This is a genomic window from Pseudomonas sp. FME51 (assembly GCF_014897305.1).
In genome coordinates this window covers 821,062-837,433 of the sequence record NZ_JABUYN010000001.1, presented here as the reverse complement: position 1 = coordinate 837,433, position 16,372 = coordinate 821,062, and the positions used below count along the sequence as shown (strand labels likewise).

The 16,372-nt window shown below is 38.1% G+C and carries 11 protein-coding genes; 10 read left to right on the top strand and 1 reads right to left on the bottom strand.

Translation table 11 applies throughout. The annotated features are described in order from the left end of the window. Nucleotides 1–274 precede the first annotated feature (274 nt). The 5 genes from pepN to INT39_RS04000 all read left to right on the top strand — a co-directional run bounded on the left by pepN (nucleotide 275) and on the right by INT39_RS04000 (nucleotide 7,064). Nucleotides 275–2,890: an aminopeptidase N gene (gene pepN / locus INT39_RS04020; RefSeq protein WP_193014215.1), complete on the top strand. Its 2,616-nt coding sequence runs from the start codon at nucleotides 275–277 to the stop codon at nucleotides 2,888–2,890. A 204-nt stretch (nucleotides 2,891–3,094) separates the two neighbouring features. Beyond that, nucleotides 3,095–4,105, top strand: a complete 1,011-nt coding sequence (gene pyrD, locus INT39_RS04015) for a quinone-dependent dihydroorotate dehydrogenase (RefSeq protein WP_193014216.1) — start codon at nucleotides 3,095–3,097, stop codon at nucleotides 4,103–4,105. Between the two features lie 218 nt (nucleotides 4,106–4,323). Beyond that, nucleotides 4,324–4,875 (top strand): cell division protein ZapC, encoded by a 552-nt coding sequence (locus INT39_RS04010; RefSeq protein WP_193014217.1) that lies wholly within the window; start codon nucleotides 4,324–4,326, stop codon nucleotides 4,873–4,875. A gap of 595 nt (nucleotides 4,876–5,470) precedes the next feature. After that, nucleotides 5,471–6,793 carry a colicin E3/pyocin S6 family cytotoxin gene (locus INT39_RS04005; RefSeq protein WP_193014218.1) on the top strand — a complete coding sequence of 441 codons (1,323 nt, stop codon included), beginning with the start codon at nucleotides 5,471–5,473 and terminating at the stop codon, nucleotides 6,791–6,793. Between the two features lie 13 nt (nucleotides 6,794–6,806). Beyond that, entirely contained in the window at nucleotides 6,807–7,064 is a 258-nt protein-coding gene (locus INT39_RS04000; protein WP_193014219.1) for a colicin E3-like toxin immunity protein, read from the top strand. A 347-nt stretch (nucleotides 7,065–7,411) separates the two neighbouring features. Here the strand turns inward: INT39_RS04000 and INT39_RS03995 are convergent, their stop codons facing one another. Beyond that, nucleotides 7,412–8,560, bottom strand: a complete 1,149-nt coding sequence (locus INT39_RS03995) for a YcbX family protein (protein ID WP_193014220.1) — start codon at nucleotides 8,558–8,560, stop codon at nucleotides 7,412–7,414. Nucleotides 8,561–8,667: 107 nt separating this feature from the next. Between INT39_RS03995 and rlmKL the strand changes: the two genes are divergently transcribed. The 5 genes from rlmKL (at nucleotide 8,668) to pqiC (ending at nucleotide 16,312) form a co-directional block, all read left to right on the top strand. Next, on the top strand, nucleotides 8,668–10,782 hold the full coding sequence (gene rlmKL, locus INT39_RS03990; protein WP_193014221.1) for a bifunctional 23S rRNA (guanine(2069)-N(7))-methyltransferase RlmK/23S rRNA (guanine(2445)-N(2))-methyltransferase RlmL: 2,115 nt from the start codon (nucleotides 8,668–8,670) through the stop codon (nucleotides 10,780–10,782). Between the two features lie 6 nt (nucleotides 10,783–10,788). Further along, nucleotides 10,789–12,720, top strand: a complete 1,932-nt coding sequence (locus INT39_RS03985) for an ABC transporter ATP-binding protein (protein WP_193014222.1) — start codon at nucleotides 10,789–10,791, stop codon at nucleotides 12,718–12,720. 85 nt (nucleotides 12,721–12,805) lie between these two features. Then, nucleotides 12,806–14,095, top strand: a complete 1,290-nt coding sequence (gene pqiA, locus INT39_RS03980; protein WP_193014223.1) for a membrane integrity-associated transporter subunit PqiA — start codon at nucleotides 12,806–12,808, stop codon at nucleotides 14,093–14,095. After that, nucleotides 14,088–15,740, top strand: a complete 1,653-nt coding sequence (gene pqiB, locus INT39_RS03975; RefSeq protein WP_193014224.1) for an intermembrane transport protein PqiB — start codon at nucleotides 14,088–14,090, stop codon at nucleotides 15,738–15,740. Before pqiA ends, pqiB begins: the two co-directional genes overlap by 8 nt. Next, nucleotides 15,737–16,312 carry a membrane integrity-associated transporter subunit PqiC gene (gene pqiC, locus INT39_RS03970; RefSeq protein WP_226944489.1) on the top strand — a complete coding sequence of 192 codons (576 nt, stop codon included), beginning with the start codon at nucleotides 15,737–15,739 and terminating at the stop codon, nucleotides 16,310–16,312. Before pqiB ends, pqiC begins: the two co-directional genes overlap by 4 nt. Nucleotides 16,313–16,372: the final 60 nt, after the last annotated feature.

Below are 16,372 nucleotides of genomic sequence, written 5' to 3'. Positions count from 1 at the left end.
GAATATGATAACAAAAAGTCACTATTCAATAATATTTCTCTGCGACATAAAAACAAGCTGTAAAACTTAGATGAGTTTACCACGTTAAACATAATTTGGGAGTCTATTAGCATCATTTACCAAATAAATTGATTACATGTATTAATAATCTATTAACATCTTGTTGACTTTTAATGTTCTCAATTGAATATTCGACTGGCTAAACAGATTTTTGACGAGTAAGCTTTGGCAATATAACCGTTAAATAGTCGTGTTAACTAAAAGGTTTTTATTTATGACACAACAAAGAATCGCGAAATTTCGCAAAGATTATCGTGCCCCTGACTACACAATCACCGATTTGCATCTTGATTTTATTTTAGATAAAGAAAATACCCAGATTACGGCGATCAGCCAATGTAAGCGCTTGGCTTCAACCTCAACACCTTTGGTCTTAGATGGTGAAGAATTAACCTTAAAATCAATCGCAGTAAATGATGTTGCTTGGACACACTATAAAGAAGAAAACGGCAAACTCATCATTGAACAACTGCCAGAGCAATTTACATTAAAAATTATCAACGAAATTAATCCATCTGCTAATACTGCATTAGAAGGGCTGTATGTATCGGGTGATGCATTATGTACACAGTGTGAAGCGGAAGGTTTCCGTCATATTACCTATTATTTAGACCGACCTGATGTATTAGCTCGCTACACAACAACAATTACTGCGGATAAAAAACAGTATCCTTATTTATTATCCAATGGTAATCGTGTTGCACAAGGTGAACTTGAAGATGGTCGTCATTGGGTAACATGGGAAGATCCACATCCAAAACCAAGTTACTTATTTGCGGTGGTTGCAGGTGATTTTGATGTGTTACGAGATACTTTTATCACCAAAAGCGGTCGTGAAGTTGCTTTAGAGCTGTTTGTTGATAAGGGTAATTTAGATCGTGCCGATTGGGCAATGACATCATTGAAAAATGCGATGGCATGGGATCAATCTCGATTCGATTTAGAATACGATCTTGATATCTATATGATAGTTGCGGTTGACTTCTTTAATATGGGTGCAATGGAGAACAAAGGACTTAATGTCTTTAACTCGAAATATGTACTGGCTAAAAGTGAAACGGCGACAGACAAAGACTATTTGGGTATTGAATCTGTTATTGGTCATGAATATTTTCATAACTGGACAGGTAACCGAATCACTTGCCGTGATTGGTTCCAATTAAGTTTAAAAGAAGGCTTAACCGTTTTCCGTGATCAAGAGTTCAGCTCGGATCTAGGTTCACGCTCGGTCAATCGTATTAATAATGTACGCGTAATGCGTAGTGCGCAATTTGCTGAAGATGCAAGTCCGATGGCGCATCCAATTCGCCCTGATAGCGTGATCGAAATGAACAACTTCTATACCTTAACTGTATATGAGAAGGGTTCAGAAGTGATCCGAATGATCCACACTTTATTAGGTGAAGAACAGTTCCAAGCGGGCATTCAGATGTATATTCATCGTCATGATGGAAGTGCGGCAACTTGTGACGATTTTATTCAAGCAATGGAAGATGCCTCTAATGTTGATCTCACTTTATTCCGTCGTTGGTATAGCCAATCAGGTACGCCACAACTGACAGTGCGTGATAGTTATGATGCTAACAAAAAGCAATACACCTTAACTGTTAGTCAAATGACACCACCCACCGCAGATCAAACTGAAAAGCAAGTACTGCATATTCCATTAGATATTGAGTTATATGATACCAAAGGCGATGTTATTCCTTTGCGCTCACAAGGTCAGGCGATTTCTAATGTATTGAATATTGTACGTGAAGAACAGCAATTTGTGTTTGATGATGTTCCAGAACAACCTATTCCCTCTTTATTACGTGAATTCTCAGCACCCGTAAAACTTGATTATTCGTTTACGGATGAGCAACTGTCCTTTTTAATGAAATATGCACGTAATGCCTTTTCACGTTGGGATGCGGCGCAATCATTATTAGGCCGTTATATAAAAGAAAATGTGGCTCGTGTTCAAAAGGGCGAAAGCGGTATTCTTCCTGATATGGTGATTGATGCTTTCCGTGCCGTATTACTTGATAAAGATATCGATCCAGCATTAGCTGCACTTATTCTGACATTACCAACTGATGTTGAAGCGGGTGAATCATTTAGTATTATTGATCCTATCGCTATTCATGAAGCGCTTGGTTTTATTCGTAAAACATTAGCGATTGAAATGGCAGATGAGTTCTCTGCTGTTTATCATTCAATGCATATTGGCGCTTATCGTGTTAATCATGATGATATTGCAAAACGTGATTTACGTAACGTGTGTTTAGGTTATTTAGCGGCTGAAGATGAGCAAACAGGTAACCAACTTGTTGATGCACAATATCACAACAGTGACAATATGACTGATGCACTTGCAGCATTGAATGCAGCCGTCATGGCACAATTGCCTTGCAAAGATGTGTTACTGCAAGAGTTCGATGATAAATGGCATCAAGATGGTTTAGTGATGGATAAATGGTTTAGTTTACAAGCCATGAGCCCCGCAAAAGACGTGTTACAGAAAGTTCGTAGTTTGTTATCTCATCGTTCATTTACATTAGCAAACCCTAACCGTACTCGTGCGTTAATTGGTGCATTTGTAAATAATAATCCAGTCGCTTTCCATGCTGAAGATGGTTCTGGTTACTTATTATTGACAGAAATTCTGACTGACTTAAATAGCCGTAACCCACAAGTTGCATCACGCCTTATTGAACCATTTATTCGTTTAAAACGTTATGATGCAACACGCCAAGAAAAAATGCGTGCTGAGTTATTAAAACTGAAAACGCTGGATAATTTATCGGGCGATCTTTATGAGAAAATCACCAAAGCGTTAGTTGATTAATATCGCGTTTTATATCACTTTATAAGTGAATAAATAGTGTTAAATTAGCATGATGATAAGATCCCCTGCATAGTCTGGGGATTTTTTATGGCGAATTGTGAAGTTGAAACGTTTACTTTTCGTGCTTTTATCTATAAGATGCACGACGCTTAAATTGTCGTAGACGTACCATTCCTAATACCCGATATTCTCAATGGAGATCGTATGTATTATTCCTTAGTAAGGAAGGCATTGTTTCGGCTAGATCCTGAACGTGCCCATGATTTTACCTTCCGTCAGTTAAAACGTTTATCTCATTCCCCATTTCAATTTCTTATTCAGCAGTCGCTTCCTTCAAAACCCGTTTCCTGTATGGGACTCTCATTTAAAAATCCTCTTGGTCTTGCAGCCGGTCTTGATAAAAATGGCGATTGCATAGATGCACTTGGTGGAATGGGATTTGGTTTTATTGAAGTAGGTACTGTGACACCACGCCCTCAAGTAGGAAATGATAAACCTCGGTTATTTCGTTTAGTGGAAGCCGAAGGCTTAATTAACCGAATGGGATTTAATAACCTTGGCGTTGATAACCTCATTGAAAATGTAAAACAATCTCGTTATGGCGGTGTACTGGGTATTAATATTGGTAAAAATAAAGATACCCCAGTCGAGCAAGGTAAAGATGATTATTTGATTTGTATGGAAAAAGTCTATGCGCATGCCGGTTATATCGCAATCAATATCTCATCACCAAATACTCCAGGTTTACGCACGCTACAATATGGTGAAGCGTTAGACGATCTGCTATCTGCAATTAAAAATAAACAATTAGAGTTGCAGGGAAAATATCAAAAATATGTTCCTGTCGCGGTTAAAATTGCACCTGATTTAACACATGAAGAATTAATTCAAGTTGCAGATAGCTTAGTGCGTCATCATATTGATGGTGTTATTGCGACAAATACGACATTAGATAAATCATTAGTCAGTGGATTAGATCATTGTAATGAAGCGGGGGGATTAAGTGGTCGCCCAGTACAATCAAAAAGCACACAAATAATCCGCCAATTAAATGAAGAATTAAAAGGTGCATTGCCTATTATTGGTGTAGGTGGAATTGATTCATTAACAGCAGCAAGAGAAAAAATGGATGCTGGTGCTTCTCTTATTCAAGTCTATTCAGGATTCATTTACCAAGGTCCTGCACTTATCAAATCTATAATTAATCATATCTAAATCTATTTAATAATGAGATAGGGGCTTTTCTTCTGCCCCTAACTCGTTTATATTGCCCCTAGTTGGTTATTTTTTATTAAATTGCACTGATTGTGCTTAATTAATAGTAAAATGAATCCTGTTTTTGTTAAGTGATATTAAATATTTTATTTAGGTCATTTAAATTTGATCGTTTATCCGAGTATAAAACAGGTAATGAATCGAAGGGGGATTAATTAGTGATAATAAAACCCGATGATCGCTGGCGTTGGTATTTTGATGTTGAGCAACAAAAATTAATGCTTGATTTAGCCAATGGCATGATTTTTCGTTCACGCTTTCCAAGTAAAATGTTAAGTGAGAGCGCTCGCCAATCAGCATCTTTTACCGTCGATGATGCAGCTCTTTATTATGGATACGATGAGCAAATTCGCCAAATAGATATGCCATCAGAATCAAGAGCTGAATTAGCTTTAAATGCATTAATAGCCCATCGCTTTTTAAAACCGCTGATGCCTAAGAGTTGGTATTTTGAAGTTAACAATAATCAAATCAACCCTTATTTATCGCAAGTGGTAGAGGCTTCATTAAAAGAAGGCAATGAAACAGCCCTTTTTTTAGTGACAGAAGTGGGGGCTCAAGCTTGTTTATGTTTATTAGCGCAACCGCAGTTAACGTTATTTGATAGAATACTTAATTTTTGTGACCCGATAAAAATTATGAATGACAGGTTGAGCGATTATCATAAAGAGTCAGAGTCAGGATCATTTTTGTACGAAAAAGTTATTTAACAAAAAGAGTAAAAAGGACTTTCTCTTTTTATTATTACTCATTAATTTCACATCCCAAAAACAAATTCACCTTAAACAACACTTCCTAAAATCAAATCTCTATTATTCTTTTCTTACAGTACATTTCTAGAAACAAATAAAATGAGTTTATCGATAATTCATTGCTCAGGTATTAATAAGATAATTCTTATTAAACGAACTATTTTATTTAAAATAAAAAAAGAAGATAAGGACAAATTACCTTCTTTTAATTTGCGATAAAGATAAGAGTTATTTTTTGTTAAGTGAAAGTTTCACATTACCGTTAGGAACACAGCTACAGGCTAAAATTTTACCTGAATGGTATGGCAGAACTAAGATAGACCTTTAAAAAAGCTTCTTTTTTATAGAGAGAACATGGTTGGCCAAGGTGCTACATGGCCATATTAAATATTACGCTTTAATCAAGAGAATTTCCTTATGGTGTGTCTAATGGCGGCCATGGGTAAAGAAATTTATAAACCTCGTATCAAAAAACAGAATAGATGAATAATTGAGTATTGGTCATATTAGAGCACTATTGTCATTGTATGGTTAAATATAAAAAGGAATTTATATGAGTAAACGAGTCAAACCGATCGAGGTAATAAGGCGTAATATTTGTCCTGTATGTGCAAAAATGGATTGTCCATTTTTAACAAAAGATAAGCATTGTAAGGAGATGATGGATGCGTTTAGGGAAGGTAATATAACCAAAGCGATAAAAATATATTCTCAGCGTTATCTACAGTATGCGGGGCTGATTAGTGGCAGTTTAAAGAAAGCAGTTGAATCATATGATTCTATTATTCAAATGGTTACTTCAACGCCTAAGCAACAAATCAGTATTCCCGTTGAGTTAAATACAGCAATAACATCTGCTCAATCAACTTTAATCCCTGGAAAGACTATTGATAAAGCCACATTGGCTCCGATCGCTGTATTCACTCCTGCAATAACAACGACAAGTACAACGGCGACAGAAACGTTCGGTGCTATTTTAGGTCGTGCATTAGGTTTAGGTGCTGGTCTTATGCTGTATTCCCCTCCCGTTGGGGTGGGGAGTGATAGATACCCTTCGATGATTTATCAAGAATACCCAAAAAACAAAGAAACTGCGCTTACTGACGCTGGGGTGAGGTTAAATATCCCCAAAGAAGCACAGTTGAGAGATATTGCAGCGAAACAAGGGATAATTAATACCTCAGCTATTGTAATCGAACAAGTAGTTAATGGGACAAAACAAATTGAATTAGTGAAAACGGATGCACCCGTTAAAACTCGTGTAGTTGAAGCGAGAAAAACGGTTGAAAAAGGTATTTTTGCTTATATTTTACCAAATGAAAAACAAGAAAGAAGGGTTCAAATTGGTAACGTAGCGATATTAACGGGTACGGCTCTACCTCAATCTGAAAGGCATAAATATCTACCAGGTAAGGTATACGATATACCTAGATTTAATAACTTACCTTTACAGCCGCCAACATTCTTTACTGAAAGTGAGAAAAAGCAGTCCACGCTGAAAGAGCCTATAATTTTGGTGTTTCCATGGGAATTAGGGATAAAACCAATTTATTTATCAACGGGGAAAAAGGATAAACCTCGTCAGGGAGTAAAAGAGCGTGGTCATAGTTATCATCCAGCACCAAGAACTGAAGATATTAAAGGATTGGGTATCCTTAAGCCAGTCCAAGGTAAAACACCTAAACAAGGTGGAGCAGGTAAGCGCAATCGCTGGAAAGATGATAAGGGGCGAAGAATTTATGAATGGGATTCACAGCATGGTGAGCTGGAAGGATATCGTGCCAGTGATGGCCAACATATTGGGGCATTTGACCCAAAAACAGGTAACCAGTTAAAACCAGCTGATCCTAAACGCAATATCAAAAAATATCTATAAGGAAGATAAGATTATGGGATTGAAATTACATACTCAGTGGTTTGATAAAAAAACAGAAGAAATTATAGGAGAGGAATACTCAAAAGATTTTGGTGATGATGACTTCCTGATTGATGAAACAATTGACCCGAAAGATGAAAATATAATTAATAATGGAGTTTTCGATTTACACGAAGGTTGGGTCAACGCTATTCAAAAGCATGTTACACATAAAATTGAATTAAATAAGTATCTTTACCAAATTTCTTTTGATTACCGTGATAAGTGGTAATGAGTAAGCGTATATAATATTTTTTTATATCATTTTGAAAGTCTCTTAACAGAGGCTTTTTTTATTGATCAAAGAGACGTCCTAGAAAAGATTAGTCATTTAATCAACTTTACACACACTCATCCTCAATAAAATCGTCTCCATTACCTTTGTGCTAAAGAATATGATGCTTTCCCCGAAAACCATTAACGACTGGCAATGCAACGAAAATCCGAGTGAGCTTACTTGAGACTAAGAGTTCAATAAACTCAGTTATATATGAATGAGGTAAAATTAATCAATTTAATGTTTACTGATAACGATATATATCATACATAACTGTGTTTATATTTAGTTTTTTATTTAATTTATTTGTTCATATCAATTTGATTTTTATTATCTTTAAATGAAAGTTTCACATTACCGTTAGGAACACAGCTACAGGCTAAAATTTTACCTGAACGTTTAATTGCTCCAGCTTTTAATGCATTAACATCACCTTCATCTAGTTGGATAACACAAGAGCCACAAAGACCCGCCCGGCAACTATAAGGAATGGTATAACCATTATTTTCAAGCTGTTCTAACAGGACTTCTTGGTTATTACCTTCGAAAACCTCACCGTTAAATTCAATGCTGACAGTTTGTTCTTGTGAGTTTTCAACCATAGGTGTTGCTTGTGTTTCAACAGGTGCTGTTACAAGATACTGTTTTGCCTCTTTATAAGCTAATACTTCAACAGTATCTCCTACACGAATAATACCTGTTTGGCGAATGATGATATTTTGACCAAAGTCGACATCACCTGTTTCATCACTACGGAATGTTTGCAGTGTTGCAAGTGGTTCTGTGTTAGGATGTTTAACGCCTTTATCAATACTAATTGTGGTCATGATGCAACGGCTACAAGGTTTCATCAGATCCATCACAACAGAGCCAACACGAATAGTCTGCCAAGTATCTTCTTCAAAAGGCTTTGCACCTGTTATGAGGATATTACCTCGAAATTGCTCAATATTAATTGAAGCAGGGCAGCGTTGTTGTAAGTATTGAAATGAGGCTTCATTGATTAATAAGTAAGGGTAACCATCAGCGAAAGAAACAGCGGTTTCTGGATTTTTTTTCACTCGGCGTGTCGATTTTTCACCAGTCCAACGAAGTTGAACATCCATTTTTAAATAACGACTGAACCACTGATTTATTTCATCTGGTGCCACATACGCGGTAAAATGGTTACCCCAAACTTCTGTCGGTTGCAATGTGGTCTCAAAATCTTGATAGGTGATAGCAATACCCTCACCATCAGGTGCTTGAATATAAATACCATTTGCCATGACAGTGGGAATAAAGCACAGCAAAACGGGGAATTTTCGTGCGGTGATAAACGTCCCTTCAGGCGTGGTTATCATAAAATCACGATCAAACGTGAATCCGCTCTCACGAGCAAAAGCATGAGAAAGTCGAATTCCCTTCATGGATTTAACTGGGTGTATATAAAGGCGTGAAACGTTGATCATCGGTGCTCCCAAAAGACATTATTATTTTTTATAGCCAGTAACTTTATGACAACGTAATACAATTAGCTATAATGCCCAACAATTTTATTTTAGGTGGTAACAATACTATGCGCTCTCTGTTTGCCAGCACAGGCCGAGGTCTGGAAGAACTCTTAAAATCTGAACTTGAACACCTTGGTGCTCAGGCTTGCCAGATAACACAAGGCGGTGTCTATTTTCGTGCTGATGATAAAACCATGTATCAGTCTTTACTTTGGAGTCGTTTAGCGTCGCGTATTATTCTTCCGTTAAATGAATTCAATGTTTACAGCGATTTAGACTTATATCTTGGTGTGCAGGCAATTGATTGGAGTGAGATTTTTACTGTTAATCAGACCTTTGCTATCCATTTTAATGGCACAAATGACGTTATTCGTAACAGTCAATATGGTGCATTAAAAGCGAAAGATGCCATCGTTGATGCATTCCAACGTAAAATAGGGCAACGCCCTGATGTGGCTAAGCAATCTCCTGATATCCGCTTAACTATTCATCTTCACAAAGAAAAAGCCTCTTTATCTTTAGATTTAAGTGGTGATGGTTTACATCAACGTGGTTATCGTGATTTAACGGGGCAAGCACCTTTAAAAGAAAACTTAGCTGCCGCGATTATTATGCGGTCAGGTTGGAAAACAGATACACCATTAATTGATCCAATGTGTGGCTCAGGAACGTTATTAATTGAAGCTGCCATGATGGCAACAGATTGTGCTCCTGCATTAAATCGTGTGCACTGGGGATTTCGCCATTGGTTAGGTCATGATGAAGCGTTATGGAAAGAAGTCACTCATGAAGCTTTCACACGTTTTCGTGAAGGCAAAAAGAATACAACCGCCCGTTTTTATGGTTTTGATGTTGATAAACGTGTATTGGATATGGCAAGAGCCAATGCGCGCAGAGCTGATGTCGCTGATTTAATTACCTTTACTCACGGTGATGCGGCAAAACTAACAAACCCTGTTTCAGCAGAAATCAAAGGGACAATAATCAGTAACCCACCTTATGGTGAACGTTTAGAAAGTGAACCCGCACTTATTGCACTGCATAGTCAATTAGGACGAGCGGTAAAAGCGCATTTTCCAGGTTGGAGATTATCACTGTTCAGTGCATCACCCGAATTGTTAAGTTGCATTCAACTTCGTGCTGAACGTGAGTTTAAAGCGAAAAATGGTCCACTTGATTGTGTGCAGAAGAATTATCTACTTTCTGATACCCCTTCAACGATTAACACAGGACTTGCTGAAGATTTTACAAACCGCTTGCGTAAAAATGAGAAAAAACTCGCAAAATGGGCCAAACAACAGCAAATTGAATGTTATCGTTTATACGATGCTGATTTACCTGAATATAATGTTGCTGTAGACCGTTATGGCGAAAAAGTTGTTATTCAAGAATATGCACCACCTAAAACAGTTAATGAACACAAAGCACGCCAACGTTTGTTTGATGTAATTAGTGCGACAATGGAAGTTTTAGGATTACGTTCTGATCAACTTATTTTAAAAACTCGCCAGCGTCAAAAAGGCAAACTGCAATATGAAAAAATGGCAGAAAAAGGTGATTTTTTCTTAGTTAATGAGTTTGGTGCAAAATTTTGGGTAAATCTAACAGATTACCTTGATACTGGGCTGTTCTTAGATCACCGTATTGCACGAAAAATGCTAGGTGAGATGAGTAAAGGAAAAGATTTCTTAAACCTTTTTGCTTATACCGGTACCGCATCTGTTCATGCCGGCATTGGTGGTGCAAAAAGTACAACGACTGTTGATATGTCACGTACCTATCTTGAATGGGCTGAGAAAAACTTTCAAGCAAATGGCCTGTCGGGTAGACAACACCGTTTAATGCAAGCGGATTGCTTACAATGGTTAATGCAAAGTCATGAACAATTTGATGTGATTTTTATCGATCCACCTACGTTTTCTAACTCAAAACGAATGGAAAACACGTTTGATGTACAACGTGATCATATTGAATTAATGAAACATCTGAAACGTTTGTTGAGAAAAGACGGAACAATTATGTTCTCAAATAACAAACGTGGATTCAAAATGGAATATGACGAGTTAGCAAAAATAGGATTATCCGCAAAAGAGATAACACAGAAAACATTATCGCAAGATTTTGCGCGTAACCGACAAATCCACAATTGCTGGCTGTTAACTCATGCTGGTGAGGAATAATTTACAATGCCGTTAATTAGTTTGACTGGGGCTTATTTATCTTTCAGTGATGCCCCCTTATTAGATAGCACCGATTTATTTATTGATGAAAATGAACGCGTTTGTTTAGTTGGGCGCAATGGTGCAGGAAAATCAACGCTATTAAGAGTGTTATCTAAAGAACAACCTTTAGATGATGGTCAAGTTATTTATGAGCAAGATCTTGTGACTGCTCGTTTACAACAAGATCCACCAAGAGATATTGAAGGCACTATTTTTGACTTCGTGGCACAAGGGGTTGAAGAAGACGCTAAATACTTAACAGATTATCATCATATTTCTAAGCTGATTGAGACTGATCCTTCGGATAAAAACCTCAATAAAATGGCTGAACTGCAAGAAGTGCTTGATAACCGTAACTTATGGTTGCTTGATAGCCGCATTGCTGAAGTGCTAGAAAAACTAGGCTTAAATGGTGAAGCTGAACTCTCTTCTTTATCGGGAGGGTGGTTAAGAAAAGCGGCGTTAGGGCGTGCTTTAGTCAGCGCACCTAAAGTTTTATTCTTAGATGAACCAACAAACCACCTTGATATCGAAACCATTCTTTGGCTTGAGAAATTTTTAAAAGATTTCCAAGGAAGTATTGTGTTTATTTCCCATGACCGTTCATTTATCCGTAATATGGCAACCCGTATTATCGATCTGGATCGGGGGCATTTATCATCATGGCCGGGAAATTACGATAAATATCTTGAAAGCAAAGAAGAAGCCTTGCGTGTTGAAGAGCAACAAAATGCAGAGTTTGACCGCAAGTTAGCACAAGAAGAAACATGGATACGTCAAGGTATTAAAGCACGACGCACTCGTAATGAAGGGCGTGTACGCGCTTTAAAAGCACTGCGTGTTGAACGTAGTGAACGCCGTGATGTATTAGGCAGTGCACGTATGCAAGTCGAAGAAGCAACTCGATCGGGCAAAATTGTGTTTGAGCTGGAAGAGGTTAATTACAGTATTGGAACACGTAAATTGGTTCGTGATTTTTCTGCCAAGGTGCAACGTGGTGATAAAATTGCATTAGTTGGGCCAAATGGTTGTGGCAAAACGACGCTATTAAAACTGATGTTAGGTGACTTAAAAGCAGACAGTGGACGAGTCCATTGTGGTACTAAGCTTGAAGTTGCTTACTTCGATCAGCATCGTGCTGCACTTGATCCTGATAAAACAGTCATGGACAACCTTGCAGAAGGTAAACAAGAAGTCATGGTAAATGGTCGTCCTCGCCATGTATTAGGTTATTTACAAGACTTCTTGTTCCCGCCTAAGCGTGCGATGACACCTGTTCGTGCTCTGTCTGGCGGTGAAAGAAACCGTTTATTACTTGCGCGTTTATTCTTAAAACCAAGTAATTTACTGATCCTCGATGAACCAACCAATGATCTGGATGTTGAAACATTAGAATTATTGGAAGAGCTGGTGGATGCGTACCAAGGAACTATTTTACTCGTCAGCCATGATCGTGAATTCGTTGATAACAGTGTTACTGAATGTTGGATTTTTGAAGGCGATGGCGTTATTAATAGTTACGTGGGGGGATATTTTGATGCTCAACAACAAAGAGCACAGACTGTTTCATTGAAAAATGATCAAAATAAACCACGTAATGCACCAGAAAAAGCTGAAAAAGAAGCCAAAACTAAAGATAGCGCCAAAAAAAACACTCGTAGTGGTAACAAGTTAAGTTATCATTTAACGCGTGAGCTTGAACAACTTCCTGCTAAGTTAGAAAGTTTAGAAACGCAGTTAAGTGCGTTACAAGAAGAAGTGAGTGCGTCAGATTTCTTTACTCGTCCTCACGAAGAGACAGAAAAAGTGCTAAAGGCGCTGGCAGACAAAGAACAAGAGCTTGAGACCGCTTTTGATAGATGGCAAGAGCTGGAAATAATGCAAAACGGTGAATAACCGATTGAAAGCGGGGCATGATGCCCCGTTTTACTTACTAGATTGAATGTTCTTTTATTGATTATCAAAAATAAGAGGTGTCGCTGTGTGCTCTGGTCAACAACATCGTCATGAACATAAGCATGAGCAAATATTATGTCCTCAGTGCGATCTGGTGGTCAATGTTCCTGAATTAGCGCAAGGAACCAAAGCCACATGCCCTCGTTGTCACTCGGTATTAACAGCTCGTTGGCGTCAGCCTTTTTATCAGCCTGTTGCATTGGCAATCAGTGCATTATTTATGTTATTTATGGCGAGTCAATTTACCTTTGTGAGCATGGAAGTTGCAGGTATTGCCAATAATATTACTCTGATGCAAATCCCAAACGTGATGTTTAGTGAAAATTACATCGAACTGGGGGCTTTTTTCTTATTATTTGTCCAGATTGTGCCTGCCTTTTGTATGTTGGCAATTTTATTACTTTGCACACCGATTAAATTACCTAGGAAGTTACAAATCTGGTTATCTCGTATTTTATTCCAACTTAAATCATGGTGTATGGCAGAAATTTTTCTTGCCGGAATTTTAGTCAGTTTTGTTAAATTAATGGCATATGGTGATATTGGTTTAGGATTAAGTTTTTTACCTTATGTGCTTTATTGCTTATTTCAAATTCGTGCTTTCCAATGCCTTGATAGGCATACATTATGGGAGAAGTTAGAGCCTCGTCCTGCCTATCCTGATATAGAGTCAGGCAAATCAGGCCTAAAGCAAGGGGTTAGATTATGCCGTTCCTGCACGGCAATTTTGCCAGTTTCACAATATGAATGCAGTCGTTGTGAAGTTAAAGGACACGCAAGAAGACCAAAAAGTTTGCAATGGACAGTCTCTCTGCTGATTACGTCATTAATCCTTTATATCCCAGCTAATTTATTACCTATTATGGTGACTGAATCTCTGGGCAATAATATTTACTCGACCATTATGGCTGGGGTTATTTTGTTATGGGAAGATGGTTCTTATCCTGTTGCCATGGTGATATTTATTGCCAGTATTATGGTGCCCAGTTTAAAAATGATCGCGATTGCTTGGTTATGTTGGGATGCGCATAAATCAAAAGGTAAAAGAGATCCTGCCAGAATGCATTTTCTCTATGAAGTTGTTGAATATGTCGGGCGTTGGTCAATGATCGATGTCTTCGTTATCGCGGTTTTAGCTTCATTAGTCAGAATGGGACGTCTGATGAGCATCTACCCTGATTTTGGTGTGGTGCTATTTGCATTGGTCGTCGTGTTAACTATGTTCTCTGCAATGATGTTTGATCCTCGGTTGACGTGGGATAAGTGTACAGCCGATGATGATAACCCCATGATTAAGGAGCCTAAGGGTGACTGAAAAGAATGAAACTGCTTTCGAGGAAGCAAAAATTAACAAATTAAAAAGCTGGTCTCCAGTTTGGATTATCCCTCTAGTCACTTTACTGATTGGTGCATGGATACTTTATTATCATTTCAGCCATCAAGGCCCAGAAGTTACATTAATTACCTATAATGCCGAGGGGATTGAAGCGGGTAAAACCAAAATTAAAAGCCGTAGTGTAGATATTGGCTTAGTTGAAAGTGTCACACTCGACAGTAATTTTAGCCGCGTTATTATCAATGCACGTCTTGATACAGGCATGAACGAGTTATTACGTACTGACACAGCATTCTGGGTTGTAAGGCCACAAATAGGCAAAGATGGTGTAACTGGCTTAGGAACCTTGCTTTCAGGTGCTTATATTGAGTTACAACCAGGATTAACTGGTAAAGAAAAAGATGAGTTTAATCTCCTTGATGCCCCTCCGCTTGCTTCACCGGATGCTAAGGGTATCCGCATTAATTTAGTCAGCGAAAGAGCGGGCCAATTAAATGCAGGTGATCCGATTTTATTCAGAGGTTATCAAGTTGGCTCAGTTGAAACCAGTGAGTTCAACATTGATAGTCGAGACATGCATTACCAACTCTTTATCAAAGCCCCTTATGACAAAATGGTGACATCCAATGTTCGATTCTGGAAAGATTCAGGTATTGCCTTTGATATGTCTTCATCGGGTGTACGAGTTGAAATGGCGTCACTTTCTACACTCTTTAGTGGAGGCGTGAGTTTTGATGTTCCTCCTGGTTGGTTACCTGGTGAACAAATTGCACCTAAAACTGAATTTAAGCTTTACGATAATGAAAAGAGCATTCAAAACTCGTTATATACCGATTACCGTAGCTACATCATGTTCTTCTCTGATTCAGTGAGAGGATTACAAGCAGGTGCTCCGGTCGAATTCCGCGGAATTCGGATGGGAACCGTTGTTCAAGTGCCTTATTACACGAAAGGTATGCAACAATCACTGGATAAAGATTTCCGTATTCCTGTACTTATTCATGTTGAGCCAGAACGTTTTGCCAATGATGTTGGTGAAAGTTTTGATTTTGTTAAAGAAATATCCTCTGCTTCTAATAATGGACTAAGAGCGTCATTGAAATCAGGAAACCTTTTAACGGGTGCGTTGTATATTGACCTCGATTTCTATCCGGATGAAACCAAATGGGAAGGGACTCAAGAAGTCGCGGGTTTCCAACAAATTCCTACCGTAAGTTCAGGTTTAGCGCAGATCCAGCAAAAAGTGATGACATCACTTGATAAGATAAACAATCTTCCTGTTGAGCCAATGCTCAAAGAGATGACAGCGACATTATCTGAAAGTCAAAAAGCAGTCACTGAGGCTAAAGAAACGTTAAAAGCATTGAATGCCATGATTGGTAGTGATGAATTTAGAAACCTCCCTAATGATATCCAACAATCATTGAAAGAGATCAATCGCAGTATGCAAGGCTTCCAACCCGGTTCTCCTGCATACGGAAAAATGATCGATAACATGCAACAGCTTGATCAGGTGTTAAGAGAGATGCAGCCTTTATTGAAAACATTGAACAATAAGAGCAACGCATTGATTTTCGAAGCGAAGGAAGGTAAAGATCCAGAACCAAAGAGGGCTGAGAAATGATGAAATACATCATTGGAATATTTGTATTGATGCTAACGGCATGTTCAAGCCAGACTAATAAAACGTATTATCAGTTACCTGATATTTACCAGAATGGTGTATCAGTAGAAGTAACGACAATACAAGCAGCGAAGAAGCCTCAAATCTGGGTTCAGCCGATCCGCTTATCTAATATGCTAGTAAGTGCAGGAATTGTTTATCAAACAACGGATATTAACTATACCGTAGCGAACCAACATTTATGGATCAACCCACTTGATCAGCAATTACAACAAAATCTTATTTCGGGGTTGACTAAATCATTGCCTGATACGGTTGTTGCTAATCAGCCAGTTGAAGATAAGCTGGCGAAATTAACAGTAACTGTTAATTACTTCCAAGGTCGGTATGACGGAAAAGTCATTATTTCAGGTGATTGGATTTATGCTGTAGACAATAAGGTTATTAGTCAGCCATTTTCATTAGTGTTGACACAAACAGAAGATGGTTATCCCGCTTTAGTACGCACATTAGGGCAAGGTTGGGAACAGGTTGTCTCTGATATCGCGAAAGCAATTCAAGCGCAATACTAACTGATTTAGCATTACGTTTATTAAAACCCAATACTCTCTTAAATTATATTTAAGTGGGGT